The organism is Roseovarius sp. SK2 (assembly GCF_028807495.1).
In the GTDB taxonomy this organism is placed as follows: domain Bacteria; phylum Pseudomonadota; class Alphaproteobacteria; order Rhodobacterales; family Rhodobacteraceae; genus Roseovarius; species Roseovarius confluentis.
On sequence record NZ_JARAMK010000007.1, the window covers coordinates 87,300 to 112,744 of the forward strand.

26 protein-coding genes are annotated in these 25,445 nt (G+C 62.7%); 14 read left to right on the forward strand and 12 right to left on the reverse strand.

Going from position 1 to position 25,445, the window contains the following annotated elements; translation table 11 throughout:
* Positions 1-2 precede the first annotated feature (2 nt).
* The 5 genes from PVV74_RS14120 to PVV74_RS14140 all read right to left on the reverse strand — a co-directional run bounded on the left by PVV74_RS14120 (position 3) and on the right by PVV74_RS14140 (position 7,235).
* Positions 3-1,535 (reverse strand): glucan biosynthesis protein, encoded by a 1,533-nt coding sequence (locus PVV74_RS14120; RefSeq protein WP_274593645.1) that lies wholly within the window; start codon positions 1,533-1,535, stop codon positions 3-5.
* Positions 1,532-2,842 (reverse strand): OpgC family protein, encoded by a 1,311-nt coding sequence (locus PVV74_RS14125; protein WP_274593646.1) that lies wholly within the window; start codon positions 2,840-2,842, stop codon positions 1,532-1,534. The genes PVV74_RS14120 and PVV74_RS14125 overlap by 4 nt, the downstream gene beginning before the upstream one ends.
* A gap of 45 nt (positions 2,843-2,887) precedes the next feature.
* The gene (locus tag PVV74_RS14130; protein WP_274593647.1) at positions 2,888-4,252 is read right to left on the reverse strand and encodes a tetratricopeptide repeat protein; all 1,365 of its coding nucleotides are present in this window, start codon (positions 4,250-4,252) and stop codon (positions 2,888-2,890) included.
* A gap of 235 nt (positions 4,253-4,487) precedes the next feature.
* Positions 4,488-6,110 (reverse strand): thiamine pyrophosphate-binding protein, encoded by a 1,623-nt coding sequence (locus tag PVV74_RS14135; RefSeq protein WP_274593648.1) that lies wholly within the window; start codon positions 6,108-6,110, stop codon positions 4,488-4,490.
* Between the two features lie 168 nt (positions 6,111-6,278).
* Entirely contained in the window at positions 6,279-7,235 is a 957-nt protein-coding gene (locus PVV74_RS14140; RefSeq protein ID WP_103763608.1) for an HpcH/HpaI aldolase/citrate lyase family protein, read from the reverse strand.
* 143 nt (positions 7,236-7,378) lie between these two features.
* Between PVV74_RS14140 and PVV74_RS14145 the strand changes: the two genes are divergently transcribed.
* The 4 genes from PVV74_RS14145 (at position 7,379) to PVV74_RS14160 (ending at position 11,675) form a co-directional block, all read left to right on the forward strand.
* Positions 7,379-8,665, forward strand: coding sequence for an MFS transporter (locus tag PVV74_RS14145; protein ID WP_274593649.1), 1,287 nt, complete (start codon positions 7,379-7,381; stop codon positions 8,663-8,665).
* Between the two features lie 104 nt (positions 8,666-8,769).
* Complete coding sequence (gene dgcN, locus PVV74_RS14150; RefSeq protein WP_274593650.1) at positions 8,770-9,771, forward strand: N-acetyltransferase DgcN; 1,002 nt, start codon at positions 8,770-8,772, stop codon at positions 9,769-9,771.
* Between the two features lie 78 nt (positions 9,772-9,849).
* Positions 9,850-10,815, forward strand: a complete 966-nt coding sequence (dgcA, locus tag PVV74_RS14155) for an N-acetyl-D-Glu racemase DgcA (protein WP_274593651.1) — start codon at positions 9,850-9,852, stop codon at positions 10,813-10,815.
* Positions 10,812-11,675, forward strand: a complete 864-nt coding sequence (locus PVV74_RS14160) for a D-amino-acid transaminase (protein ID WP_274593652.1) — start codon at positions 10,812-10,814, stop codon at positions 11,673-11,675. The genes dgcA and PVV74_RS14160 overlap by 4 nt, the downstream gene beginning before the upstream one ends.
* 282 nt (positions 11,676-11,957) lie before the next feature.
* Here the strand turns inward: PVV74_RS14160 and PVV74_RS14165 are convergent, their stop codons facing one another.
* The 3 genes from PVV74_RS14165 to PVV74_RS14175 are packed head-to-tail and all read right to left on the reverse strand — an operon-like array spanning position 11,958 to position 13,454.
* On the reverse strand, positions 11,958-12,272 hold the full coding sequence (locus PVV74_RS14165) for a DUF1244 domain-containing protein (protein ID WP_103763603.1): 315 nt from the start codon (positions 12,270-12,272) through the stop codon (positions 11,958-11,960).
* A gap of 21 nt (positions 12,273-12,293) precedes the next feature.
* Positions 12,294-12,635 carry a 5-carboxymethyl-2-hydroxymuconate isomerase gene (locus PVV74_RS14170; RefSeq protein WP_103763602.1) on the reverse strand — a complete coding sequence of 114 codons (342 nt, stop codon included), beginning with the start codon at positions 12,633-12,635 and terminating at the stop codon, positions 12,294-12,296.
* 48 nt (positions 12,636-12,683) lie between these two features.
* Entirely contained in the window at positions 12,684-13,454 is a 771-nt protein-coding gene (locus tag PVV74_RS14175; protein ID WP_274593653.1) for an N-formylglutamate amidohydrolase, read from the reverse strand.
* 117 nt (positions 13,455-13,571) lie between these two features.
* Here PVV74_RS14175 and pyk point away from each other — a divergent pair, with 117 nt between their 5' ends.
* Together pyk and PVV74_RS14185 are read left to right on the forward strand one after the other, a co-directional pair.
* Positions 13,572-15,017, forward strand: coding sequence for a pyruvate kinase (pyk, locus tag PVV74_RS14180; protein ID WP_103763600.1), 1,446 nt, complete (start codon positions 13,572-13,574; stop codon positions 15,015-15,017).
* Positions 15,018-15,063: 46 nt separating this feature from the next.
* Positions 15,064-15,288, forward strand: a complete 225-nt coding sequence (locus PVV74_RS14185; protein WP_274593654.1) for a hypothetical protein — start codon at positions 15,064-15,066, stop codon at positions 15,286-15,288.
* Positions 15,289-15,331: 43 nt separating this feature from the next.
* Here PVV74_RS14185 and adh read toward each other — a convergent pair whose 3' ends face one another.
* The 3 genes from adh to PVV74_RS14200 all read right to left on the reverse strand — a co-directional run bounded on the left by adh (position 15,332) and on the right by PVV74_RS14200 (position 18,912).
* Positions 15,332-16,852: an aldehyde dehydrogenase gene (gene adh, locus PVV74_RS14190; RefSeq protein ID WP_103763598.1), complete on the reverse strand. Its 1,521-nt coding sequence runs from the start codon at positions 16,850-16,852 to the stop codon at positions 15,332-15,334.
* A 133-nt stretch (positions 16,853-16,985) separates the two neighbouring features.
* Positions 16,986-17,978, reverse strand: a complete 993-nt coding sequence (locus PVV74_RS14195) for a GAF domain-containing protein (protein ID WP_274593655.1) — start codon at positions 17,976-17,978, stop codon at positions 16,986-16,988.
* A gap of 43 nt (positions 17,979-18,021) precedes the next feature.
* Positions 18,022-18,912: a cation diffusion facilitator family transporter gene (locus PVV74_RS14200; RefSeq protein WP_103763597.1), complete on the reverse strand. Its 891-nt coding sequence runs from the start codon at positions 18,910-18,912 to the stop codon at positions 18,022-18,024.
* Between the two features lie 214 nt (positions 18,913-19,126).
* On the opposite strand from PVV74_RS14200, the gene rpmI reads away from it, so the two are divergent.
* Complete coding sequence (gene rpmI / locus PVV74_RS14205; RefSeq protein WP_103763596.1) at positions 19,127-19,327, forward strand: 50S ribosomal protein L35; 201 nt, start codon at positions 19,127-19,129, stop codon at positions 19,325-19,327.
* Positions 19,328-19,339: 12 nt separating this feature from the next.
* Positions 19,340-19,705: a 50S ribosomal protein L20 gene (gene rplT, locus PVV74_RS14210; RefSeq protein WP_103763595.1), complete on the forward strand. Its 366-nt coding sequence runs from the start codon at positions 19,340-19,342 to the stop codon at positions 19,703-19,705.
* A 333-nt stretch (positions 19,706-20,038) separates the two neighbouring features.
* Here the strand turns inward: rplT and PVV74_RS14215 are convergent, their stop codons facing one another.
* Complete coding sequence (locus PVV74_RS14215) at positions 20,039-20,719, reverse strand: hypothetical protein (protein ID WP_274593656.1); 681 nt, start codon at positions 20,717-20,719, stop codon at positions 20,039-20,041.
* Positions 20,720-20,971: 252 nt separating this feature from the next.
* Here PVV74_RS14215 and PVV74_RS14220 point away from each other — a divergent pair, with 252 nt between their 5' ends.
* The 6 genes from PVV74_RS14220 to PVV74_RS14245 all read left to right on the forward strand — a co-directional run bounded on the left by PVV74_RS14220 (position 20,972) and on the right by PVV74_RS14245 (position 25,439).
* On the forward strand, positions 20,972-21,865 hold the full coding sequence (locus tag PVV74_RS14220; RefSeq protein ID WP_274593657.1) for a fatty acid desaturase family protein: 894 nt from the start codon (positions 20,972-20,974) through the stop codon (positions 21,863-21,865).
* Between the two features lie 179 nt (positions 21,866-22,044).
* Entirely contained in the window at positions 22,045-23,118 is a 1,074-nt protein-coding gene (gene pheS / locus PVV74_RS14225) for a phenylalanine--tRNA ligase subunit alpha (RefSeq protein WP_103763592.1), read from the forward strand.
* Positions 23,052-23,564, forward strand: coding sequence for a hypothetical protein (locus PVV74_RS14230; protein ID WP_146050037.1), 513 nt, complete (start codon positions 23,052-23,054; stop codon positions 23,562-23,564). Before pheS ends, PVV74_RS14230 begins: the two co-directional genes overlap by 67 nt.
* 56 nt (positions 23,565-23,620) lie before the next feature.
* Positions 23,621-24,037: a BLUF domain-containing protein gene (locus PVV74_RS14235; RefSeq protein WP_103763590.1), complete on the forward strand. Its 417-nt coding sequence runs from the start codon at positions 23,621-23,623 to the stop codon at positions 24,035-24,037.
* 70 nt (positions 24,038-24,107) lie between these two features.
* Complete coding sequence (locus PVV74_RS14240; RefSeq protein WP_274593658.1) at positions 24,108-24,386, forward strand: YrhK family protein; 279 nt, start codon at positions 24,108-24,110, stop codon at positions 24,384-24,386.
* Positions 24,387-24,506: 120 nt separating this feature from the next.
* Positions 24,507-25,439 (forward strand): dimethylarginine dimethylaminohydrolase family protein, encoded by a 933-nt coding sequence (locus PVV74_RS14245; RefSeq protein ID WP_274593659.1) that lies wholly within the window; start codon positions 24,507-24,509, stop codon positions 25,437-25,439.
* Positions 25,440-25,445: the final 6 nt, after the last annotated feature.

The following is a 25,445-nucleotide window of genomic DNA, read 5'->3' on the forward strand; positions in this document are numbered from 1 at the left end:
ACTCATGCTGTCCACCTGTAAAGCCACACCTCGGATGCGTTCTGTCCGTCCTTGCGCAATTGTGCGCGGAGTTCGACATGTCCGCGTTCGCCGGGGTCGAAATTGAACGCCAGTCTCAGCCCGCCCGTGGCCGGGTTGCGCTGCAGGACGCCGTCGCTGACCTCGACTTGCGGCGAATGGATATGCACGTCGATCTCGTCCGGCCCGTCATCGAAGAGCGGGTTATCTTCGAAATCGATCACGACGACCCGGCCTTCGCCAAAGGCGCGTTTGCCCATGGCGGTGTTCAGCACGCGGGGCATGTCGCCTTGCACGGGTGCCTCCGCCGCCCATGTCAGCCGATAGGACAGATCCACCTGCTGGCCCGCTGGCATGGGGTCGGCCGGTCGCCAATAGGCGACGATGTTATCGTAGATCTCTTCCTGTGTCGGAATTTCCGCCAGCGTCACCGTTCCCCGACCCCAGTCGCCTTTCGGTTCGACCCAAAGGCCGGGCCGGTTGTGATAAAGGGCCTCGAGATCAGCAAAATCAGACAGTTTGCGGGCGCGCTGCATCAGCCCGAATCCACGCGGGTTGGTATCGACGAAGCTGGAAACCTGAAGCTGTGTCGGGTTGGCCAGTGGCCGCCAGATCATCTCGCCATTGCCGTTCATCATCTGCAACCCGTCGGTGTCATGCACCGCGGGGCGGAAATCGTCAAAGCGGCTGCGATTGGTCTGATCGTAGAGAAACATGGATGTTAACGGCCCAACGCCGACATTGTTCAATTCGACACGCGGAAAAAGCGTTGCCTCGACCTCCATCACGCTGGCTGCGCCGGGCGTTATGTCGAAACGATAGGCCCCGGACACGCTGGGACTGTCCATGAGGGCATGCACGACCATGTTTTCCTGATCTGACCCGGGCGCTTCCAGCCAGAACTGGATGAACTCGGGAAACTCCTCGCCCTCGGGACCGGCGGTGTTCAGCGCCAGACCCCGCCCGGACAACCCGTAGGTCTGCCCTATGCCGATGGCGCGGAAGTAACTGGCGCCCTGAAATACGCAGAACTCGGTTTTGTATTCCGGGTGACCAAGGTCGGTGCGTAGGCGGATCCCGGAAAACCCTAGGCTTTCAGCGGTTTTGGTCAGGTCCGGCACGAGGTCGCCCTTGTCGAACATCGCAAGGTCGAACGTCACCGGGCGAGCCATGCCGTCTTCGACCGAAAAGACCTTGACGGCGCGCGGAAAATAGAGGCCCGGCGCGAAGAAATCGATATTATAGGAGCGGTCCGTGTCGGCCCAGAGCGCATGGTCCCGAGGAAAACGAATGTCGCGATACTGGTCGTAGGTCAGCGCTCGCCAATCTTCGGGTATGGTGTCGCGTGGCGCGTAGTCCTGCTGCGACCTTTGCCGCGCCAACTCGATCACCATCTCACGGCTGAAAGGCACGGGCCCGTCGGTGGCGGCTGCGTGCCGCGTCGCAATGGGCCAAAGTGCCGAAGCCGCGACCCCACCCAGAAGTTGGCGGCGCGAAAGCGAGAAAGCACGGTTCATATTGGTGACCTTGTCGGTTTGCGCGGTTTCCAAGGAGTCGACTTGAACCAGGCTGCTGTGTAGGCGCAGGCAACGAGCAGACCGAAACCGACCAGATTGATGAACGCGTTGGTCCATGGGTTGCGGACGAGGTCGTCACCATCCAGCGTCGACGTTTCGTCAAGCCAGACACCCAGCAGCCGCGCGAGCAACATCGAGAACACGAAGACAGCGAGCGATTGCTGGCCGACCTTCATGATGATGTTGTTTACCACCCAGGACCAAACCTGTCCGACCCGGAGGTGTTTGCCCCCTTCGCCCACAGCGACCCAGCCGAGATAGCCAAGTGCGAGCAGGTGAAGATAGCGAAACAGCCCGAATTCTGTTTTGCTGCGCAGCGCGCCAAAGTCGCGATATGTCTCCCACTGCCAACTGCGGATGCTGTCCCACCAAGCCGGTTGCCAGTCATAGGCACGCATGCCGACAGAGGAAAAGACGAAGGAAAAGAGCACGTAAGCCGTGGCGGCACCGATCAACAGGCGGTTGACCGGTGGGCGGGGCAACCAGCCGATCATCAGCGCGAAACCGGTGAAGAAGCACAGCTGCCAGCCGAACGGGTTAAAGAACCAGGGGCGCTCATCCTTGCCTTCGGGGAACCAGAGTTGCGCGGGCAGTTGCAGCGGCGTGACGTCGGTATCGCTGACAAGTTCGAGCATCTCGACATTGGCTGTGCACCAGATGAGGACGCTGGCGCCCAGTACTGCGAGGGGATGAAGCCGCGACAGGGCCATCATGAACGGGATCATCGCGAGGATCACCAGGTACATGGGCAGGATATCGAAATAGTTGGGCACATAGGTCAGCGTCATGAGGCCGATCATGTTGCCTTCGATATTATCGAGAAACGGCGGCAGATTCAGCTGGCTGACGTAGTCCCGCAAGGTGAAACCCAGGTAGGGCAGGGCAAGCATGCAGGCCAGCACGACGAAAAAGAGGCCGATATGCGCCCAGTAGACCTGCCAGACCCGAAAGGCGATTCTGGCAGTGCCCATGGCGAGGCCCTTGCTCTGGAACAGTTTGCCGAAGGCGATGGCCGACGCCATGCCGGAGCAGAAGACGAACATCTCGGTGGCGTCGGAAAACCCCCAGCGCGCGGGAAGCCACTTTGTCCAGAGATTTCCGGGCGTGTGGGCCAGAAGGATGATGAACATCGCGATGCCGCGGAAGAAATCCAGCCTGGGATCGCGCAGTGTAGCCACGGGCGCTGCGCTGACGGCAGGAGCCTCGACCGTTTCTTGGTAATCGGATGATGGCGAAATGGTCGCCATGGCATTGGTCTTTCTTGTTATAAACCGGGAGTCGATCGTGATCTATTAGGCCGGCAATGAGGTTGTTTCATACCCGCCACGACCCGACGCGATCAGCGCACGGCGGGCTGCGGTATATCCGTCTTCGCGCCCCGCACGCTTGGACTGTCGATCATCTAGTATTGCTTCGGCCTGATCCAAGTACCCGGCGCGAATTCCGGCATCGATCGTCATGCGCTCGAACACGTCGCGCTGCGCGTGGCTGCCGCCGGCGCGCTGCATCCCGTCTCGTGCCTGTGCTAGGTTGAGAAACGCAGCGTCGTATCGCGCATCGCCAAACGCCTCCAGCCCCTGTGCAGCGGCGACGCCGGGGTCGCTCATACGGTTGCCCATCTCGCAGTTGGACTTGGCATCCTGTGCGATTCTTTGCAGCAACCGCGACGTCGCGCCGGGCCGCTTGTCGCCGGTCAATGCCATCAGGTAGTGCAGGTCAGCGAAGATCAGGCAACCATCCTCGGTGCGGTTGGCGCAAAGCTCGGACAGCTCCTCCCACCGGTTGCCGACATTCACGCCTTCCAGCTCCAGCCGCATCAGCAGAGAGGTTGCGTTCGAGATGTCGCGGTAGTCATCTGTCCGGTCGCTGCGGATCCGGGTGTCATAGAGGTTCAGAACAGCGTCCACTTGGCCAAGGTCGAGATGCATCAGCGCCTTGTGCCACCAAACGTGGTACCTGAAATTGTTGCAGTGCGCCCAGGCAGCTTCTCGGCCTGTCAGCCAGTCGAGACCTTTCGCGGCATTCGCCGTCATGTCATGCACATGTGCCACGGCATGAAGCCCCCACGCGTCATCCGGCGCCATCCAGAGCGCCTGCCGCCCCGCGATTTCCGCCTTCTCGTAGTCGCCGGTCTCTTCGAGCGCGAAGGCATGGCAGCCAAGAAGATAGCCTCTTGCGGCATGATCGTGGCCATAGGCCGGAAGCACCCGCTCAATGGACCGACGCATTCCGCTGGAATCTCCAAGAAGAAAGCGCAGGGCGTGACTGAGCTTCATCGCAAGCGCATCTTGCGGCTGAGCCGTCAAGACCTCTTCCAGAAGTGCTATGGCATGACTTGGCCGGCCATCTAGCCAAACGCCAAGCGCGTGGACGTATTTGCGCTCCCGCGTCGTCGCCCCGACGGTTTCCAGCGCTTCGAGCGCTGCTGCGCGAGCCTCGTGCGCGGTTTGGAGAAGTTCATGGCGGCCAAGCAGGATGTAGAACATGCCCTTGACCGCATGGCCGAGCGCAAAATCAGGCTCGATCTCCAGCACCTTGCCAAGATGCTTGGGCGTGACAGCCGCATGGGCGAGAAAACCCAGCATCGTATTGTTCCAAGCCTCAACGGCGTTTTCCTTTGTCAGGCAGACGGGCTGATCGAAAACATCGGACTTCATAAATTCTTCCGTAATTGACGCGGGACCGCCCCGCTGAACCTGCTTAACAAACAGATAAGTCAGGCACACAACGGTATCGTTCGCGCTAACGTATTGGTGAAGCTTCGTGTATCGAGATTGGGGTGCGATTGCGAAAAGTCGCCTAAAAATCGTACCTCTCGGCGGAAATACCCCGATATGGGTGTAAATTCGCCGGTTTTTTGGGCGAATGTTACAAAATTATGAGCTAACAGGGTCAGGTACGTCCGTCATACCCGCCCGGTTCGATCTCGGCTGCGATCACGGTGAACGTCTTGCAGGACTGCGCCTCCTGCAGCGCCGCGCGCAATTCGGCTCGGTTACGCACAGTGTGACCCGCGCCGCCGAAAGAGCGGCCCATGGCGGCGAAATCGTGCCGAGCGAAGTCGACGCCCTGGTTCTGCATCTGTCGCTGTCGCTGTTTCAGCTCGATCAGCGCAAGGCTGGCATCGACGAAGACAAGGAAGATCGGTGTCAGCCCCAGCTCCGACGCGGTCGCGAGCTCCCCCGCGACCATCAGAAAGCCCGCATCGCCGGAAAAGCTGATGATGGGCCTGTCCGGCTCGGCGATCCTGAGGCCAATGGCCATCGGCACGGCGCACCCCATCGTGCAAAGACCCGAGGATTGGATCAGACCGCGGGGCTCGCTGCAGCGCCACATCTGGCTGAGGAGAATCCGATGCGCCCCGCTATCGGCAGTGGCAAGCGTGGTATCGGGCATCACTGCACGGGTTTCGGCGATGACAGCGGCGGGGCCCCAGTCATCGCCATGCGGAAAGGCGTCGGCCAAGGCCGCCCGCGACTTGTCTGGCGCGCCGTCCGCCCAAGTCTCGCGGACCGCCGTATTCTGGGCCAGCATCTCGAGCGTTTCTCCGGTATGGCCGACGAAGTTCAGCGTTGCCTGATGCATGTAGTGGGTGTTGGGTACAGCGGCGATGTCGATAACCGTCTGCCGCGCCGGGTCGACGGCGTTACGCCAGCCGGTGCGCATCTCGATCGGGTCATACCCGATGCATAAGACAAGGTCCGCCCGGGCAACCAGCGGAAGCAGGTGCGTGTCGGCCAATGGCGACAGGCCCGCAGCGCCGAGACAGAGCGGGTGGTCTTCCGGCAGGACTCCCTTGGCCTTGTAGGTGGTGACGAAAGGAATGCCGAACTGTTCCAGAAAGGCTCGCAACACAGTATGTGAGCTGTCTTGGAGTACATCCAGGCCGACAATGGCGACAGGGCGCTCCGCCTCGGCCAGGGCCTTGCGCGCACGCGCGGCGTCGGCGCCACTGGGGGCAACGGGCGATGCGGCGGGTCGAACGGGGCGCGGGATATCGGACGAAACGCGCGTATCTGCCACGCTGATCGGCACGTCGATCAGGACCGGCCCGCATCGCGGCTCGGTTGCGATCGACACGGCCTTGTCGGCCACGATGCCGGCCCCGGCGGCCGTCAGTTGAAATGTTGCCTTGGTGATCGGGGCAAAGACGGCGCGGTGGTCAAGGACCTGATGCGTGTAGGTCAGCGCCTCGTCCGCGTCGACGCATCCGGTCAGCACGATCATCGGAACCCGGTCCTGCTCGGCGTTGGCGACGACGTTGACGCCGTTCATGGCGCCGGGCCCGACGGTGGCGACGAGGATCGCAGGTGCGCCGTCGCGGTGATGTACCGCCTCGGCCATGAACCCGCCGGCGTTTTCGTGTTTGACCAGCGTGAACCGGATGCCTGCCTTTTCGAGCGCGTCAACGACGGTCAGGACTTCGCCCCCTGGCATACCGAACGCGTGGCGACACCCCGCCTGGTAAAGTCGCTGAGCAAGAATGTCGGCGGCACGAAGCGGGGGAGTCGTCATCGTCTGTCCTTGAAGCGGTTGGTCCTGTGGCGGAGCCTAGCCGCAGTCGCAATGGGATGTCCCGTGACATTTGTAAAACTGTAATCACGCATGCGTCAGAAAGCGGGATCTTCAAAATAAAACGGCCCACGAAATTCCGGGGGCCGTCCTGTCCAGCGCGATAGCAGGTCAGTCTTCGATCATTTCTGCCGATTTGACGATGACCTCGGCCTGCTTGATCGAGGCGATGTCGATCAGGCGACCCTTGTAGGTGGTCGCGCCTAGCCCCTTCTTCTTGGCTTCTTCCATTGCCTCAAGGATCTCGCGCGCTTCGGTGACGGCTTCCTCGGTCGGGGTGAAGATCTCGTTGCACGCCTCGACCTGGCTGGGGTGGATCGCCCATTTCCCGACCATACCTTGCGTCAGCACACGCAATGCCTGCGCGCGGAAGCCTTCGGGGTCGGAGAAGTCGCCGAACGGGCCATCGACCGGCAGAAGGCCATGGGTGCGGCAGCAGGCGACGATCTTGGCGGTCGCCCAATGCCACGGGTCGACCCAGTAGTTCTCGCCTTTGCGGTGCATGTAGTAATTTTCCTGCGTGCCGCCGATGCCGGTGGTCTGCATGCCCATGTAGGCGGCGAAGTCGGCGGCGCCGAGGCTCATCGCCTCCATCCGGGGGCTGCCTTGCGCGATATCCTCGACATGGCAGATGCCCATCGCGGTTTCGATGATGCATTCGAAGGCGATACGCTTCTTGTGGCCCATGGCCATCTCGATCGAGCTGACCAGCGCGTCGACGGCGTAGATATCATCGCCCGATCCCGCCTTGGGGATCATGATCATGTCCAGCCGGCCATTGGTCTGCTCCAGCAGATCGACGACGTCTTTGTACCAATACTGGGTATCAAGGCCGTTGATGCGCACGCTAAGGGTCTTCTTGCCCCAGTCGATGTCGTTGATGGCCTCGATGGCGTTCTTGCGGGCCTGGTCCTTGTCCGATGGCGCCACGGCATCTTCGAGGTCGAGGTTGATGACGTCGGCCTTCGACGCGGCCATCTTCTCGAACAGGCTGGGGTTGGAGGCCGGGCCGAAGAGTTGGCAGCGGTTGGGGCGCGCGGGTGCGGGAGGTTGCGGGCGGAAACTCATATTGTGATCCTTTGGTCAGATTGTTGCGAAACCACGTCGCAGACCAGCTATAAAATTGCGCGGGCATTGGCAAGCAGATGACAACGACCTTCTCGCGTCGCAAACGCGCGGTCGCGGCATCGCTCACCGATTAGCATGGCTGCATGAGACGCGCCTTGCTGGAAAACTGGGCCCTGTTCCTGGGCATGACGATGCTGATGGTGGCCAACGGGCTGCTGGTGACGTTGCTGACGATTCGCGGCGCGGGGATCGGGTTTTCGGACTTTTCCATCGCGATGATGCAGGCATGCTATCCACTTGGGGCGTTGGCCGGTACGGTCATCACGCCGCGACTGATCGAGAAAGTGGGGCATATCCGCGTCTTCTCGGCGCTGGCTTCGATGGTGTCGGTGGCCGCGATCGCGCATCTTCTGACCAGCGATCCCATCAGCTGGAGCGTTATGCGCCTGTTGGCGGGGTTCTGTTTTCCGGGCCTCTACGTGATCACCGAAAGCTGGCTGAACGCCAAGGCCGAAAACCGTCTTCGGGCGCAGATACTTTCGGTTTATTTCATTATCCAGACGGCCGGGCCGGCGCTGGGGACAGCGATGGTGGGCTTGCCGGACCCGACGGGAAACATGCTCTTCGGGCTTGCCTCGATCCTGCTGTCGGTGGGGTTCGTGCCGCTGCTTTTGTCCAATAATCGGGCCCCGGATTATACCGCTCCGGAACGGATGCCGGTCGCCAGGCTCTACCGCGTGTCGCCGATGGCCGTGCTGGGGATCGTGATCATGGGCGCGGGGGTGGTTTCGTGGTTCATCGCCTTGCCGCTTTATGCCCTGCGCAGCGGGTTTTCCGAGGCGCAGGCCTCGGGCGCGCTAGTGGTCGCGATGATCGTGGCGGCGGTGGTGCAATATCCCGTTGGCTGGATTGCGGACCACGTGGACCGGCGGTTCGTCGTCATGGGGCTGGCCCTGATCACCGCGGCTGCGGCGCTCTGGATGGCGGTGGATACGGCGCCGTCGCGGATCGTTCTGGGCTTTTCGGTCATCGCGGCGGTGTCCTTGCCGGTGTATTCCGTGCTGGCGGCGCATGCCAATGACCACCTGAGCCCCGGACAGATCGTGGCGGCAAGCGGAACGATGGCGTTCCTGCTGCAACTGGGACAGTTCGGCGGCATGTTGCTGGGGCCGAACCTGATTTCCATGATGGATGGGCGGGGCCTGCAATTGTTCATCTTCACGACAAGCGTCGTGGTGGCTGGAATCGCCATTGCCCGGCGGGTTTCGTCCGAGCCGCCAGAAGAAACCGGCTCCGTCCAGGCGATGGGCGTTCTCGGCGTGCCGCAACCCGGGCTGCTGCAGGCCGAGACCTTGTCGGATGAGTTGGAGGGGCGGGTAGATGCATCCGACCCCGGGACGCAAGAATCTGCTGAAAAATTCGCAAGATGACAAGAAATCTTGTCGCGCTACGGTCATCGGCGGCCAAATTGGTACCAAATACAACGGGATTCATCGCACCATTGTGCAAACCTGATTCCGGAAAGGACTGCGAGATGATCGAGACCCCGTACCTGCTTTTTCTCGGCGATGCGCCTGACATGCTGGCGGCCAAGGTCGCTATTGGCATTCGGGACTGGCGACCGGAATACGCGACGGGTCAGATCCGGTTGCCGGGATGCGGGGCTGACCTAGGCCTTACGGACATGTCGCTGGCCGAGGCGCGGGAAGCGGGCGCCAAGACGTTGGTGATCGGTGTGGCGAACCGCGGTGGCGTGATATCGGACAAATGGAAGGAAGTGCTGCTGGAGGCGCTTGCAATGGGCTATGACATCGCGTCGGGCCTGCACAACCTGCTGAAGCACGAGGCGGACCTTGTGGCAGCGGCACAGAAGCATGGCCGCACGCTGCATGACGTGCGCGTGCCGTCGGTGCGCTATCCGATCGCGGATGGCAAGAAACGCAGCGGCAAGCGTTGCCTTGCGGTCGGCACCGATTGTTCGGTCGGCAAGATGTACACGGCGATGGCGATGGAGCGGGACATGCATGAACGCGGCATGAAGGCCGCGTTTCGCGCCACGGGACAGACGGGTATCCTGATTACGGGCGACGGCGTGCCACTGGATGCTGTGATCGCCGATTTCATGGCCGGGTCGGTCGAGTACCTGACGCCGGACAATGACGACGATCACTGGGATCTGATCGAGGGGCAGGGCAGCCTGTTTCACGTGTCCTATTCCGGGGTGACCATGGCGCTGATCCATGGCGGCCAGCCCGATGCGCTGATTCTGTGCCACGAGCCGACGCGCACGCACATGCGCGGTCTGCCGGATTATAGCCTGCCCAGCCTTCAGACGCTGCGGGACACCGCGTTGCCGCTGGCACAGATTGCGAATGCGGACTGTCGCGTCGTCGGTGTTTCGGTGAACACCCAGCACATGAGCGAGGACGACGCGAAGGCTTACCTCGCAAAGGTCGAGGACGAGATGGGGCTGCCCGCGACGGACCCGTATCGCTTTGGATCGGCCAAGCTGGTGGACGCGCTGGAGGCTTTCTGATCCAACCGCTGATGCCGGTTGCGTGTGATGGATGCCTCCGGCGGGGATATTTCTGGCCAGGAGAAGGGGCCGTTTTTGATGCAGATTTCCGTGACGCGCGATGTGTTCAAACTGGCGCAGGTGTTCACCATCAGCCGGGGCTCGCGCACCGAGGCAAAGGTCCTGACCGTGCGCGTGACCGAAGGCGGCATCACCGGGTGGGGCGAATGCGTGCCCTATGCGCGGTATGATGAGACGCTGGACAGCGTGACGGCGCAAATCGAGAGCCTGCCCGAGGAAGTTTCCCGCGAAAAGCTTTACGAACTGTTACCGGCGGGTGCGGCGCGGAACGCGGTGGATTGCGCGCTGTGGGATTTGCAGGCGAAACAGGCCGGAAAGCGGGTGTGGGACGTGGCCGGATTGCCCGCGCCGGGGCCTGAGATCACGGCCTATACGCTATCGTTGGATGCCCCCGAAAAGATGCGGGAGCAGGCGGCGAAGAACGCGCATCGGCCCCTTCTGAAGATCAAGTTGGGTACGCCCGATGACATGCCGCGGCTGGAGGCCGTACGTGCCGGCGCGCCCGATGCGAAAATCATCGTGGATGCCAACGAGGGCTGGAGTGCCGAAGTCTATGCCGACCTTGCCCCACACCTTGTGCGGTTGGGCGTGGCGCTGGTGGAACAGCCTTTGCCGGCGGGGGAAGACGACGCGTTGCTGGGCGTGGAGCGGCCTGTGCCGGTCTGCGCGGATGAGAGCTGTCACGACCGCGCTAGCCTGCCCAGGCTGAGGGGCAAATACGACATGGTGAACATCAAGCTGGACAAGACCGGTGGGCTGACTGAGGCGCTGGCGCTGCGCGAGGCGGCGCTGGCCGAAGGGTATGACGTGATGGTGGGCTGCATGATCGGGTCGAGCCTTGCGATGGCGCCCGCGGTGCTGGTGGCGCAGGGTGCGACGGTGACCGACCTTGACGGCCCGCTTCTGTTGGCCGAAGACCGGGACGAACCTTTGATTTTCGACGCGGCCGGGGTGCATCCGCCCACCGCAAAGCTATGGGGATGACGATGCGGACCGTGTATGTGAATGGCGATTACCTGCCCGAGAACGAAGCGAAAATCTCGATTTTCGACCGGGCGTTCCTGATGGGGGACGGGGTGTACGAGGTGACCAGCGTGCTGGGCGGCAAGCTGATCGATTTCGAGGGTCATAATCGCCGTCTACAACGGTCGCTGGACGAGCTGGACATGCCGCACCCGGCGGTGCTGGATGATCTGCTGGACATCCACCGCGAGCTGGTGCGGGTGAACGAGATCGATGACGGTCTTGTCTACCTGCAGATCACGCGGGGTGCGCCTCGCGACCGGGACTTTGCCTATCCCGATCCCGACACGCCGCCGACCGTGGTTCTGTTCACCCAGTCGAAGCCCGGTCTGGCGGATAACCCCGTGGCGAAAAAAGGTATCAAGATCATCACTGTAGAGGACATGCGCTGGGGCCGTCGGGACATCAAGACGACGCAGCTTCTGTACCCGTCGATGGGCAAGATGATGGCCAAGAAAGCCGGTTGCGATGACGCGTGGATGGTGCAGGACGGGTTCGTGACCGAGGGCACCTCGAACAACGCCTATATCGTCAAGGACGGCAAGATCATCACCCGCGCGCTGTCGAACGACATCCTGCACGGGATCACCCGGGCCGCCGTGCTGCGCTTTGCCGAAGAGGCGCAAATGCAGGTGGAGGAACGGAATTTCAGCGTCGACGAGGCCAAGGCGGCCGACGAGGCGTTCGTCACCTCGGCCAGTGCCTTCGTCATGCCGGTGGTGGAAGTCGACGGTGTGGCCCTTGGCGACGGGACGCCCGGCACGGTGGCGACGCGGTTGCGGGAAATCTACATCGAGGAAAGCCGGAAAGTCGCGGTCTGAGCGAATCGAAGGTTAACGCTGGAAACCCACGTCGGTATCGCGTCGGTATCTGGGTGGTATCGCGACGGTATAATCCGCAAATCGCGTTCGTTGACCGACCGTCCGGTGCTCTGGGGCCGATCTGACCGATGAAGCAGCGTTCCCGTCCTTCGAAGCGCTTGGCACCGGGGTCGATCTGGCCCGCAGACAAGACCGCTCTTCGTGGGGACATGGGTGAGGCCGATATGGCCCGCGCCGGCGTTGTTGAAGTGCGACAGCATCTCGCGGGCGGGCCTCATGACCTCAGGTCTTGGAGCCCACGTTTTCGGCAAAGGACTTGTCGAACGCCGCTTTCTTGTCGTCCGAGGCGTCGGTCTGATAGTTGGCTTTCCACTCGTCCATCGTCATACCGTAGAAGATTTCGCGCGCCTCGTCCTTGGTCATGTCGATGCCGCGCTCGTTCGCGGCTTCCTGGTACCAGCGGCTGAGGCAATTGCGGCAGAAGCCGGCGAGGTTCATCATGTCGATGTTCTGCACGTCGGTGCGTTTTTCCATCAGGTGTTCACGCAGGGTGCGGAACGCGGCGGCCTCAAGTTCGATGCGGGTTTGATCGTCCATTTCCGGGGTCTCCTTTTTGAGTCAGAGCATACGCTTCATATAGGGCTGTTGGATATCATCCAACCGGACGGTCAGGCTGCCGACGTCCGGCAGGTGGGCCTGAAGCGTGTCGAGCGTCAGTTGCGCCAGTTCGGCACGGACAGCGTCACTGCGGCCGGGCAGGAGGAGGAGCGTGGCGTGGGCGAAGGTTTGTGGCTCGACCCCGATGCGCGAGGCGGTGGCGGCGATGGTGCGGGTGCGCACGGTGTCGGGTGCGCTGACGCTATGGTGACCCGCGAATTTTTCCCAAAGGTCGCCGCAAAGCGCTTGAAGGTCGTGGCTGTCTTCCAATCCGCCGGAATGTTCGATGATGATGTGCGGCACGGGGCGTCTCCTGACGTGAGGGATGAGCGTGAGGGCGGTTGAAGTGAATCAGCCCGGTTGAGGTGATACAGTCTCTAATTCGGCACCGGCATGACCAGCCGCTTCAATCAGCATGGGAGCAAGGCGATTGGCCCAGGCGGTTTGCTGGTCTTCGCTGATGATGAGGTCGTTGCGCAGTTCTATCAGGGCATTGAGACGCTGATAGGCGATGCCGTGACGGGCGATGGCGTCGCCGGGCAGGTGGCCGCCATAGGGCTCGTTCTCGCCTACGCAGATGTCTGTTTCTTGCGCCATTCGGTTGATCAGCGGACGGGTCAGGCGCTCGTCCGTGGCATAGAGCACGCCGATGTGCCAGGGCCGCGGCGGGCGGCCCTGAAGCTGGCGGGTGAAGGAGTGGATCGAGACGATGATCGTGTCGTCCTGCCGTGCCGCCATGCGGGCCAATTCGCTGTGATAGGGTCTATACAAGGCGTTTAGCCGCTGTTCGATATCGGCCGGGCCGACATGGCGGTTGGCGGGAATGATGGTCCCGTCATAGAGTTTCATCACGAGGGTCGGGTCATCCTCGCCCCGGTTGGGGTCGATCACGAGCCGGGAGAAGTTGGTCATGATGCACGGTGCGCCGAGCGCACGGGCCAACGCACGCGCAACCCCGGCGGCGCCCGGATCATAGGCGATATGGCGCGCCATGTCCGCCGGATCGAGCCCGAGCGAGCCGCCGTTCACGAAGGGCGGAACGGTGTTGGCGGCATGATCGCAGGTCACGAGCCAGCGGGAGGGACGATTTGCCCCTTCTGTAAAAAACGGTCGATATGTCATGGTGATGTCATCTCTTGACCACCACTTTTATGTCAGTTGTCAGGAAATGGGAATTGGGTAATAAACCCTCTGTAAGTTTAGCGCTAACGCAAGCTGAACATAAAGGTAAGGACAGACATGAGACGCCATCGCAACGTGAAGATCGTGGCCACCCTGGGCCCGGCATCGGAGACCTATGAAACCATCCGCGCGCTGCACGAAGCGGGGGCGGACGTGTTCCGGCTGAACATGAGCCACGGCACGCAGGACGATATTCGCGCCAAGCACGAGATCATCCGCCGTGTCGAAGAGGAGATGGACAGCCCGATCGCAATCCTGGCCGACCTTCAGGGGCCGAAGCTGCGCGTGGGGCCGTTCGAGAACGGGTCGGAAGAGCTTGAGGAAGGCGCGTCTTTCCGGCTGGACCTGGACGAGGCGAAAGGGACGATCGACCGGGTGAACCTGCCGCATCCCGAGATTTTCCAGGCGCTGAAGCCCGGTGCGCGGCTGTTGGTGAACGATGGCAAGATTCGCCTGAAGGTGACGAAATGCGGCACTGACTTTGCCGAAACCGAGGTGATTACCGGCGGCACGATTTCCGACCGCAAGGGTGTGAACGTGCCGGACGTGGTGCTGCCGCTGGCGGCGCTGACAGAGAAAGACCGCGACGACCTGGAATTCGCCTGCGAGCTGGGGGTGGACTGGCTGGCGCTGAGTTTCGTGCAACGGGCACGGGACGTGATCGAGGCCAGCGCGCTGGTGCGCGGACGGGCGGCGATCATGGTGAAGGTGGAAAAACCCTCTGCGGTGACCGATTTCGACGAGATCCTGGACGAGGTGGACGGCATCATGGTGGCGCGGGGCGATCTGGGCGTGGAACTGCCCGTGCAGAACGTGCCGCCGTTGCAAAAGCGCATGGTGCGCAAGTGCCGGGCCGCGGCCAAGCCGGTGATCATCGCCACGCAGATGCTGGAATCGATGATCGCAAGCCCGATGCCGACGCGGGCCGAGGTCAGCGACGTGGCGACCGCGATCTACGAAGGGGCGGACGCGATCATGCTGTCGGCGGAATCGGCGGCGGGCGACTATCCCGTAGAGGCAGTGCAGACGATGGACAACGTGGCACAAGAGGTCGAGGACGACCCGACCTATACCGAGATCATCGAAGCCTCGCGCAAGGCGGACCGGACCACGGTGGCCGATGGCATCGTCGCCGCCGCGCGGGAAATTGCGGAGACAACGCAGGTCGCGGCGATCTGTTGTTACACGCAAAGCGGGACAACCGCGCTGTTGACCGCGCGGGAGCGGCCGCGCGTGCCGATCATCGCGATGACGAACGTGCGCGAAACCGCGCGGCGCCTAACCCTGAACTGGGGGACGGATTGCGTGATGACGCCCGAACTGACGCGGTTCAAGATGGCGGTGCAGAACGCCACGCGCGCGGCGCTGAAACAAGGCTATGCCACCGAGGACGACCTTGTGATCGTGACTGCGGGCGTGCCGTTCAACGTGCCGGGGACCACCAATATCCTGCGGGTAGCGCCTTGTAACCAAAAGGAACTTTCTTCGACCGACCAGGACTGAACTGCGCTATACTATTGCGCAGAGCAGTTCATGGAGGATCTTTGAAATGGATCCCGATCTTATTTTCATCATCGGCCTGGTTCTGGGCGTTTTTTCAATCCCGTCGATCCTGTCGGCACTGTCTGACGGGCATGCGCCGCGGGTTGCGGCGATTACGATCATCTCGTCGGGGCTGATGGTGTTCTGGGCGGTTGGGAACAAGCCGGGCGGATACGAAATCAACGAGATCCCCAACGTCTTTGTCCAGGTGGTGGCGCGGTACCTGACCTGACATGGAACAAGGGGCGACACGCTGTGCCGCCCCGAACCCTGCCCTAAAAGAAACCCAGCTTGTTGGGGTTGTAGCTGACCAGCATGTTCTTGGTTTGCTGGTAGTGGTCGAGCATCATCTTGTGGTTCTCGCGCCCGATGCCGGATTGCTTGTAGCCGCCAAAGGCCGCGTGGGCCGGGTAGGCGTGGTAGTTGTTGACCCAGACGCGCCCGGCCTGGATGCCGCGCCCGAAACGGTAGCAGGTGTTCGCGTCGCGCGACCAGACACCGGCGCCAAGACCGTAGATGGTGTCATTGGCCAGCGCCAGCGCCTCGGCCTCGTCCTTGAAGGTTGTGACAGAGACGACCGGGCCGAAGATCTCTTCCTGGAAGACGCGCATCTTGTTGTGGCCCTTCAGGATGGTCGGCTGGATGTAGTAGCCTTCGGACAGTTCGCCGTCCATCTGCGCCGCCGCACCGCCGGCGAGCACCTCGGCGCCTTCCTCGACACCGATTTGAAGGTAGCTGAGGATCTTGTCCTGTTGTTCGCGGCTGGCCTGGGCGCCGACCATCGTGTCCATCAGGCGAGGATCGCCCTGCTTGATGGCTTTCACCCGTTCGATGGCGCGGGCGATGAACTCTTCATAGATGTCTTCCTGGATCAGGGCGCGGCTGGGGCAGGTGCAGACCTCGCCCTGGTTGAAGGCGAAGAGCACGAAGCCCTCGATTGCCTTGTCGAGAAAGGCGTCGTCCTTGGCCATGACATCGGAGAAGAAGATATTGGGGGACTTGCCGCCCAGTTCCAGCGTGACCGGGATGAGGTTCTCGGTCGCGTATTGCATGATCGTGCGGCCGGTCTGGGTGGAGCCGGTGAAGGCGATCTTGGCGATGCGGTTGGATTTCGCGAGCGCCGCGCCCACCTCGGCGCCGTAGCCGTTGACGATGTTCAGCACGCCATCGGGCAGAAGATCGGCGATGACCTCCATCAGCACCATGATCGCGGCGGGGGTCTGTTCCGCCGGTTTCAGGACGATGCAGTTGCCGGCAGCCAGCGCCGGGGCGAGCTTCCATGCCGCCATAAGAACCGAGAAGTTCCACGGGATGATCTGGCCCACGACGCCCAGCGGCTCGTGATAGTGATAGGCGACGGTGTCGGCGTCGATCTCGGACATCGCGCCTTCCTGCCCACGCAGGACGCTGGCGAAATAGCGGAAGTGGTCGACGGCGAGCGGGATGTCGGCATTGACGGTCTCGCGGATCGGCTTGCCGTTGTCCCAAGTCTCGGCCACGGCGATCAGGTCGAGGTTTTCCTCGATCCGATCGGCGACCTTGAGCAGGATGTTGGCGCGTTCGGTGGCCGAAGTGCGGCCCCAGGCGTCTTTCGCGGCATGGGCGGCGTCGAGCGCCAGGTCCACGTCGGCGGCGTCGGACCGGGCGATTTCACAGACCGCCTGGCCGGTGATCGGGGTCACGTTGTCGAAATACTTGCCGTTCACGGGTGGGGTGAATTTGCCGCCGATGAAGTTGTCGTAGCGGGATTTGAACGGCGATTGGAATTCCGCCGAGAGTTGCGTGAGTTCGTTCATGTTGGTTCCTCCTGGTCGCCTCGGGTCCTCCGCCCGAAGTCGTGAGGACAGGGGTGCCGTGCGCGAGGCGATTCGTCAGGAGGGGGTCAAACGGTGATAGGGCGCTTGTGTCTCAGAACTGAGACAGGTGCGGTCAGGTGTCGTCCAGACCCAGCCGTTTCATGCGGCGATAGAGGGTGGCGCGGCCTATTCCCAGAGCGCGGGCGGCCTCGGACACGTTGCCATTGGCACGGGTCAGGGCGCGGACGACGGCGGCGCGCTCGGCCTTCTCGAAGCCGCGGGGGCCGTCCTCGCACCCGAAGATGTCCGATGCCGGACGCGGCGTGAAGGTGCCGCTGGGCGAGAGGCCAAGCGCCTTGCGGGCCTCGCGGGTGGCACCCACCACGATGTCGTCGCCATCCACGGCCAAGAGGGTCGCCGCCCCGCCGTCGGCCGAATCGGCGACGACGATGCGGGCCTTGGGATAGGAGGCGCGGAAGAAATCCGCCTCGATCGCGTGGGCAGTCTGGTCGACCATGGCGGCGATCAAACGGTTATAGGCCTCGGTCTGGTCGACGCGCGCCGAGGAGACATCGAGCGCGGCCAGAAGTCCGCCGTCGGGGCCGAAGATCGGCGCGTCCATGCAGCTCATGCCGATGTTGCGGGCAAGGAAGTGATCGTCGCGGTGTATGGTGATGCGGCGCTTCTCGGTCAGGCAGGTGCCGATCCCGTTGGTGCCCTCGGCGGCCTCGCTCCAGTCGGCGCCGACGGTCAGGCCCCAGTCCTCGAAGGTCGTACGGTCGCCGTCGGAACAGCGCTGGTCGAGGATGATGCCGCTTTCATCGGTCAGGAGCACGCCGCAGCCGGAAAGGCCGACAAGGCCGAAGAGCTGATCGAGCTTGGGGGCGGCGATGGTCATGAAGCGGTCGAGCCGTGCGCGGCTTTCGTCCACGACGCTGTGATCGACGCGCTGGCCCTGCGCGGGGGCAGCGGGATCCAGTCCGTGCCGCTCCATCGAGCGGTGCCACGAGGCCGCCAGCGCCGAGCGCGCGGCGGCAGAGGGCGAATTGACCGCGCTCACGACCTTGTCGATATGGGTTTTCTTGTCCAGCGTGCCTGTCCTCCCGTTCCGCGATGTTAGGGGCAACGGGGATTTCGCGCAAATGGCACGTCTGGCGTGCCTGCCCCAGTCAGTCCAGAACGACGATGCCGGAATGCTTCTGCTTGTGCTCGGGTTCGACATGGATCGTGATCCGCGCACCCTCGACCGCCTCTTTCAGCGCGGCCTCGACCCGGTCGCAGATCTCGTGCGCGTCGAAGACGGTGGTCTCTCCGGGCACAACGAGGTGAAAGTCGATGAAGGTCGCCTGCCCGGCATGGCGGGTGCGCAGGTCGTGGGCCTCGACCGCGCCGCCGGCCTGGGTCGCGATGATCTCGCGCACGGTGTCCAGGGTTTCCTGCGAGACGGCCTCGTCCATCAGGCCGCTGAGCGATTCGCGCACCACCTTGGAGCCGGACCACAGGATGTTGACCGCGACGATGGCCGCCATGATCGGATCGAGCACCCACCAACCCGTGACCAGGGCCATGAGGACGCCGAGCGCGACGCCGGCGGAGGTGACGACGTCGGTCAGCAGGTGCTTGCCATCGGCCACCAGCGCCGGCGAGCGGTTGAGGCGCCCGCGGCTGATCAGCACCCAGGCCCAGAGCGCGTTGATCATGGTGGCGGCGCCGTTGATCAGAAGCCCCTCGATCGGCAGGTCCAGCGCCACGGGGTTGAGAAAGCCGTGGTAGGCTTCGCGCAGGATCACCAGCGCGGCGATGATGATCATGACGCCTTCGAGCACGGCGCTGAAGAACTCGGCCTTGTGATGGCCGTAAGGGTGCGAGGAATCGGCCGGGCGCGCCGCGACGCGAATGGCGATGAGCGCCGCGATGGCCGTGGCCACGTTGACGGTGCTTTCCAGGGCGTCGGACAGAAGGGCGATGGAGCCTGTCAGCCACCAGGCAAGGGTTTTGATCGCGAGGACGAGCGCGCCGACGAAAATGCTTCCGATGGCGAGCCGGAGAGTGGTGGACACGGGGCGTCTCCCTAGGCTGGGAAAATCCGGTCTAGCCCTGCCCGTGACGGTTGGCAAGCGCCCGTCATGCGGCAGGGGTCCCTGACGACTGATCCGGCGGCAAACGCCCCTTGCTTTATGTACGCTGTCGTCCTATACGGCGCTCTCATTCGCGCGGCCGGCCGAAGTGGCATGCCGAGTCGCGCATAAGACCGACCATCAAGAGGAGCCGGAAATGCCCAAGATGAAGACGAAATCGAGCTGCAAGAAGCGGTTCAAGGTGACGGCCAAGGGCCGCGTGGTGGCTGGCCAGGCCGGCAAGCGCCACGGCATGATCAAACGCACCAACAAGTTCATCCGCAACGCGCGTGGCACCACGACGCTTTGCAAGGCTGATGAAGGTATCATCAAGCCGATGATGCCTTACGCACGCTGAGGAGTTTGAGACATGGCAAGAGTCAAAGGTGGGACAGTCACCCACGCCCGTCACAAGAAAGTCACCACAGCCGCGAAAGGCTATTACGGTCGCCGCAAGAACACCTTCAAGGTGGCGGCGCAGGCCGTGGACAAGGCCAACCAGTACGCGACGCGCGACCGCAAGAACCGCAAGCGGAATTTCCGCGCGCTGTGGATCCAGCGGATCAACGCCGCCGTGCGCGCCCATGACGAATCGCTGACCTATTCGCGTTTCATCAACGGCCTGTCGCTGGCCGGTGTCGAAGTGGACCGCAAAGTCCTGGCCGATCTGGCCGTGCACGAACCCGCCGCATTCGGCGCCATCGTGGAACAGGCAAAAGGCGCGCTGACCGCGTAAGCCTGCCGTTCGAGGGACAAGAAAATGAGCGCCGTCGGGAACGCCCGGCGGCGTTTTTCTTTGTGCCGTATCCGTTAACAATTTCCTAAAATTTGCCATACTCTCCCCGCAAAGATGTGCGATGCCTTTTGACACAACGGTTCGAAAAGGACGGAAAACCAAGAGGCAGAAACATGGTACGCACCATCGTGCAGACCCGCGACGGGCAATCCGAATTGAGTGAAAAGGCCAAGCGGCTGCTGGCGGCGCATGACCGCGAAGTGCGCGCATTGCGCAGCAAGTCAGCGGCCTGATTTCCACTGGCCCGGTATAGGGCGGGCGCGTAGTTGCGGCTCAGGTGGCGGCAGACCGTTCGAACCTGGCGGTGTTGGCCGGCGCCAGAAAGATCGACGTGGTCAGCAGGCTGAAGACGAATTCGTACACCTCCCATTGGCGGGGGATCTCGACCACCAGCATTACCACGCTGGCGATAACGCCCATGATTCCGTGACGCCATGACGGCACCGGCCATGCCAGACGGTCCGCAATGCGCGTGACAAGGCGGGATTTGCCATAAAGTGCCGGCAATGCCAGCAGGTAGAGCAGGATCGCGATGGTCAGCCCGCTGCCGAACACCGTCTTGGTCAGCTGCTTGCCGCCCACCACGATGTTGTGCAGCGTGATCTCATCCTGGAAGTTGACCTCGCGGAGGGAGTCGGGCGTCTCCAGCCCCAGGATGCGTTGACCCCAGGATATCTCTTCGCCCGTGCCGAAAACGAAAATCAGCGCGTAGATCGACAGGCAGACCCCGGCAAGCGCCTGGCCTTTCCGGAACTGGCGCGCGGATTGCCACGCCAGCTCCAGCGCCGACACGAACAGCATGACGGCAGTGCCGTACTCGACGGGGCCGTCCTCGATGGCGAAGCCAGTGGCGAACTGAATGTCGAAGCCCAGTATCCAGTAGACCAACGTAAAGAGAAGGCTGGCGTTCATGAGCCCGAAAAGGAACTGGTCCACGGGGGAAAGATTGTTCATGGGGATCTGCTAGTGTTAAGTAAAAAGCTTGCCCGCCTGCGCTATGGTTCGTCGTTGGGGGTGTCAAGTAACCCGTGCGTGAGCGGGCGCCGGCGCTCTCCCCTTGCCGGAGCGCGACGGGCTGCCCAAAGCGTTCCGCTCTTAACCCGAGGCATCAGCAAAAGGCGGAACGCGTGCAACGACTGAGCGAAGCACTGCGTTTCGTGAAAATCTGTGATTCAGGTTTTTCGCGAAACGCTTTAGGCTTTTCGCATGGATCACCGGGAGTTCATCGCCGCCTTGCCGCGAGACAAATTGGCCGGGCTGGCCGAGGCCGAGAATGCGCCCGGCCTGTTCCGATTGGCGCTGCATTTCGGGCTGATCGTGCTGTTCGGTGTCTGGATCGGGCTGGGCGGGCCGCTGTGGTGGGCGCTGCTGATCCCGCAGGGAATCGCGATCTGTTTCCTGTTCACGCTGGAGCATGAGGCGACGCACAAGACGCCGTTTCGAACGCTATGGCTGAATGAATGGGTCGGGCGGGTTTGTGGCCTGCTGATCGTGCAGCCATTCGAGTGGTTCCGGTATTTTCACCTGGCGCACCACCGGCACACCAACATCCCCGGCAAGGACCCCGAGCTTTTGGCCGGGGCGAAGCCCGAGAGTTGGCGCGCGTATGTGTGGCATGTGACCGGTCTGCCGTTCTGGTGGGCCATGATCGGGCAGACCCTGCGCAATGCGGTGGGCGGTGATCCGGGCGATTACGTGCCAGAGCGCGCGCGGCCGCGCGTGGTGAGGGAGGCACGGGTGATGCTGACGATCTATGCGCTGGCGTTTTCAAGCCTGCCGGTGACGCCGGTGCTGTTCTGGGCCTGGATCTTCCCCGCGTTGCTTGGTCAACCTTTCCTGCGGCTCTACCTGCTGGCGGAACACGGGCGCTGCGCCTTCGTCGCGGACATGTTCCGGAACACCCGGACGACCTACACAAATCGCCTCGTGCGGTTCCTGGCGTGGAACATGCCCTATCACACAGAGCATCATGCCCTGCCGCAGGTGCCGTTTCACCGGCTGCCGGAATTGCACGGGATGATGCAGGGCCATCACGGTGTCACGTCAGAGGGCTATGCTGCCTTCAACAGAGACTACACAAGCGGTTTTCGTAAGAGCTGATGGAACGGATGCCCGAGGAAATGGCCCGCCAGATCAGGCCGGGGCAGGAGCCGGACCCGGACCTGATGCGGCGGATGTAGGAGCTGTAACGGCCCTGAGGCGCGGGCAGGCAGGCGCGGCTTGCGCAATCGCGTCAGGCGGGGTAACCCCGGCCCGATGGATTTGGCCGGACAGACGACATGGATGACCTGAGAGACAAGTACCTGAAAGCCATTGCCGAGGCCGGTGACGAGGCCGCGCTGGAGGATTTGCGCGTGCAGGCCGTCGGCAAGAAGGGCGAGGTCGCGCTGAAGATGCGCGAGCTGGGCAAGATGACGCCCGAAGAGCGGCAGGAGATGGGGCCCAAGCTGAACGCGCTAAAGGACGAGATCAACAGCGCGCTGGCGGCCAAGAAGGTGGCGCTGGCGGATTCCGCGCTGGACGAACGGCTGCGCGGCGAATGGCTGGACGTGACCTTGCCGGGGCGGCCACGGCGCGAGGGCACCATTCACCCGATCAGCCAGGTGACCGAGGAAGTCACGGCGATCTTCGCGGACATGGGCTTTGCCGTGGCAGAGGGGCCGCAGATCGAAAGCGACTGGTACAATTTCGACGCGCTGAACATCCCCAGCCACCACCCGGCGCGGGCCGAGATGGACACGTTCTATACCCACCGCGCGGAAGGCGACGACCGCCCGCCGCATGTGCTGCGCACGCATACCAGCCCGGTGCAGATCCGCGCGATGCAGGCGCAGGGCGCGCCGATCCGGGTGATCGCGCCGGGGCGGGTGTATCGCGCCGACTATGACCAGACGCACACGCCGATGTTCCACCAGGTCGAGGGCTTGGCCATCGACAAGGACATCAGCATGGCGAACCTGAAATGGGTTCTGGAAGAGTTCGTGAAGGCGTTCTTCGAGGTCGACGAGGTCGAACTGCGGTTCCGCGCGTCGCATTTCCCGTTCACCGAGCCGTCGGCGGAAGTCGATATCCGGTGTTCGTGGGAGGGCGGCACGCTGAAGATCGGGGAAGGCGACGACTGGCTGGAAATCCTCGGGTCCGGCATGGTGCATCCGCATGTGTTGCGTTCGGGCGGGATCGACCCGGACGAGTGGCAGGGCTTTGCATTCGGCATGGGGATCGACCGGATCGCGATGCTGAAATATGGCATTCCGGACCTGCGGGCGTTCTTCGACAGTGATCTGCGGTGGCTGCGGCACTATGGCTTTGCGGCGCTGGATGTGCCGACGCTGCATGGGGGCTTGAGCCGCTGAGCGTCGGGCAGGGCATTCTTGCGCTTCTTTGCGTGATTGCGGCGCTTGTGGCCTATATCGCGGTCAAGGTCACGCGGGCGTTTCGGCGGCTGACTGAGGCGCGGATCAGGCTCTATTCCGAGCATTTGACCCAATTGCATAAGATGGCGCACGCCCTGTATCATGGGCAGGATCTGCCGGAGCGTGCGCCGGGGGAGGGCAAGGCGATTGACGTGATCGCGTCGGTCGCGGTGATGCGGGCCAGCACGGAGGCCTTTGAGGCGGTGCTGGCGTATCACCATGCCAGGAGCGAAGGCCAAGGCGCGGCGCGGATCGAGGCGGCGAAACAGGCGCTGGAGGCAAAGCTGGTCGAGCTGAACGTGAAGATGCGCGACGACCTGAAGCTGAATCGTGGCGCGGGGCAGTTTCCCAATGCCGAGGTGTTTCGGGCAAAGCGCGGCGCGTGAGGCGCGTGGACAGTTGTGATGCTGTCGCCTAGGCTGTGCGGGAAAGGAGCCCCGCCATGGCGCTCACCCAGTTGATCTATGCCTCCCGCCCCTTCGGATATGACGACGCGATGCTGGCCGGTATCCTGCTGGATGCGCGGCGGTGCAATGAACGCGATGATATCACCGGGGCGCTGATCTGTCGGGCGGATCTGTACCTGCAATTGCTGGAAGGGCCGGACAAGGCCGTTCGAGACTGTTACGCCCGGATAAGACAGGATGACCGCCACGTGGAGCCGCGCAAGCTGATGGAGCGGACGATCCGGACACGGCTGTTTCCGGCTTGGGCGATGCGGGATGACCCGGCGCAATCCTGGGTCTGGAGTCGCGAGGCGGTGCGCGCGGGCGCGGTCGAGCGGGCGACCGAGGACGAGGTGCTGGGCTTTTTCAATCGGCTGGCGGCGGATGGCGTTGTGCCTTTTCCGCAGGATTAGGGTCTGAGTCTTGCCAAACGTGCGAGCTTGCTTTTTCTAGGGCGCGACTGTCGAACCCCGGAGGCACCCCATGCAGATGTTCAAGGACAAGCGCCACGTCAGCGCTGAGACACAGCGGCTTTACGCGGTATTCGAGCTGTTGCACACGCTGGCGGATTTCGTCGCGGCGTTCTCGTTCCTGATCGGGTCGATCCTGTTTCTGTGGAAAGAGACGGAGACCGCGGCGATCTGGCTTTTTATCGTGGGCTCGGTGTTCTTCTGCCTGAAACCGACGCTGAAGCTGATCCGGGAGGTGAAGCTGGCGTCGATCGGGGATACCGAGGACCTGGCGGAGCGGTACGAGCCTTAGGGTTTTGTCCCTGCGATGGCTTCATTTTGCGCAATGGACAATGGCCACGGCGGCGGTGGCGCGGTCGCGCTTGACTTGGGCGCGGCATCGGCTCAGCCTTTCGCGCAAAGGAGAGTCCACATGAAAGATCAACCGGCAGACAATTTCACTCTGCGCGCGCGGCGCGAGGGCGGTGGCACGCCCAGGCTGAACGACTGGGGTGCGGATAGCGATTATGGCACGTTGCGATCGGTCCTGCTGGGGCCGATCGAGAATTACCGATGGCTGAAGACATCCTCGGTGAGCAAGAAGACGCTGCGGCGGGGGATCGAATTCGACCCTAACATTGCGAAAAAACAGCATGCCGAGATGGTGAGCGCCTATGAAAGTGCGGGCGTCGCGGTGCACACGCACGTGCCGGACCCGGAGCTGCCCTACCAGGTCTATGCTCGGGACAGTTCGGTCATGACGCCCTATGGCGCGATCATCACGCATATGTCGCAATACTGGCGCCGGGGCGAGAATTTCCGGGCGATCGAGACCTACCAGGGTCTTGGGGTTCCGATTTACGATTTCGTCACGGCGGGCACCTTCGAGGGGGGCGATTTCAACGTGATCGAGCCGGGCTGCGTCCTGATCGGTTGGGAAGGCGAGGAAGGCCGGACCATGGAGCAGGGCGCACGCCAGGTGGCGTCGTGGATGGAGGCCGAGGGCTGGGAAGTGAAGCTGGCCGATATCGACCCGTTTTATGTGCATATCGACCTGATGGTGGTGATGCTGGCGCCGAAGTTGGCTGCTGTCTGCACTGACTGCACCGATCCCGAGATCGTGGACTGGCTGCGGGCGAAGAATATCGAGATCGTCGAGGTGCCGTTCCAGGAAACGATCGCGCTGGGCTGCAACGTGGTGGCGCTGGGGCAGGACCGGGTGCTGTTGCCGGAAGGGTCGAAAACGCTGAAAGAGAAGCTGAGGGCGCTGGGATTCGAGATTTTTGACCCGGACCTGAGCATGATCACCCAAGGGGGCGGCGGCGTGCATTGCATGTGCCAGAGCCTGATCCGCGACCCGGGGTGACCTGAA

Excerpts from the sequence above, each read along its gene's own strand:
- PVV74_RS14120 (WP_274593645.1), bottom strand. The coding sequence starts at position 1,535 with ATGAACCGTGCTTTCTCGCTTTCGCGCCGCCAACTTCTGGGTGGGGTC.
- PVV74_RS14125 (WP_274593646.1), bottom strand. The coding sequence starts at position 2,842 with ATGGCGACCATTTCGCCATCATCCGATTACCAAGAAACGGTCGAGGCT.
- PVV74_RS14130 (WP_274593647.1), bottom strand. The coding sequence starts at position 4,252 with ATGAAGTCCGATGTTTTCGATCAGCCCGTCTGCCTGACAAAGGAAAAC.
- PVV74_RS14135 (WP_274593648.1), bottom strand. The coding sequence starts at position 6,110 with ATGACGACTCCCCCGCTTCGTGCCGCCGACATTCTTGCTCAGCGACTT.
- PVV74_RS14140 (WP_103763608.1), bottom strand. The coding sequence starts at position 7,235 with ATGAGTTTCCGCCCGCAACCTCCCGCACCCGCGCGCCCCAACCGCTGC.
- PVV74_RS14145 (WP_274593649.1), top strand. The coding sequence starts at position 7,379 with ATGAGACGCGCCTTGCTGGAAAACTGGGCCCTGTTCCTGGGCATGACG.
- dgcN (WP_274593650.1), top strand. The coding sequence starts at position 8,770 with ATGATCGAGACCCCGTACCTGCTTTTTCTCGGCGATGCGCCTGACATG.
- dgcA (WP_274593651.1), top strand. The coding sequence starts at position 9,850 with ATGCAGATTTCCGTGACGCGCGATGTGTTCAAACTGGCGCAGGTGTTC.
- PVV74_RS14160 (WP_274593652.1), top strand. The coding sequence starts at position 10,812 with ATGACGATGCGGACCGTGTATGTGAATGGCGATTACCTGCCCGAGAAC.
- PVV74_RS14165 (WP_103763603.1), bottom strand. The coding sequence starts at position 12,272 with ATGGACGATCAAACCCGCATCGAACTTGAGGCCGCCGCGTTCCGCACC.
- PVV74_RS14175 (WP_274593653.1), bottom strand. The coding sequence starts at position 13,454 with ATGACATATCGACCGTTTTTTACAGAAGGGGCAAATCGTCCCTCCCGC.
- pyk (WP_103763600.1), top strand. The coding sequence starts at position 13,572 with ATGAGACGCCATCGCAACGTGAAGATCGTGGCCACCCTGGGCCCGGCA.
- PVV74_RS14185 (WP_274593654.1), top strand. The coding sequence starts at position 15,064 with ATGGATCCCGATCTTATTTTCATCATCGGCCTGGTTCTGGGCGTTTTT.
- adh (WP_103763598.1), bottom strand. The coding sequence starts at position 16,852 with ATGAACGAACTCACGCAACTCTCGGCGGAATTCCAATCGCCGTTCAAA.
- rpmI (WP_103763596.1), top strand. The coding sequence starts at position 19,127 with ATGCCCAAGATGAAGACGAAATCGAGCTGCAAGAAGCGGTTCAAGGTG.
- rplT (WP_103763595.1), top strand. The coding sequence starts at position 19,340 with ATGGCAAGAGTCAAAGGTGGGACAGTCACCCACGCCCGTCACAAGAAA.
- PVV74_RS14215 (WP_274593656.1), bottom strand. The coding sequence starts at position 20,719 with ATGAACAATCTTTCCCCCGTGGACCAGTTCCTTTTCGGGCTCATGAAC.
- PVV74_RS14220 (WP_274593657.1), top strand. The coding sequence starts at position 20,972 with ATGGATCACCGGGAGTTCATCGCCGCCTTGCCGCGAGACAAATTGGCC.
- pheS (WP_103763592.1), top strand. The coding sequence starts at position 22,045 with ATGGATGACCTGAGAGACAAGTACCTGAAAGCCATTGCCGAGGCCGGT.
- PVV74_RS14235 (WP_103763590.1), top strand. The coding sequence starts at position 23,621 with ATGGCGCTCACCCAGTTGATCTATGCCTCCCGCCCCTTCGGATATGAC.
- PVV74_RS14240 (WP_274593658.1), top strand. The coding sequence starts at position 24,108 with ATGCAGATGTTCAAGGACAAGCGCCACGTCAGCGCTGAGACACAGCGG.
- PVV74_RS14245 (WP_274593659.1), top strand. The coding sequence starts at position 24,507 with ATGAAAGATCAACCGGCAGACAATTTCACTCTGCGCGCGCGGCGCGAG.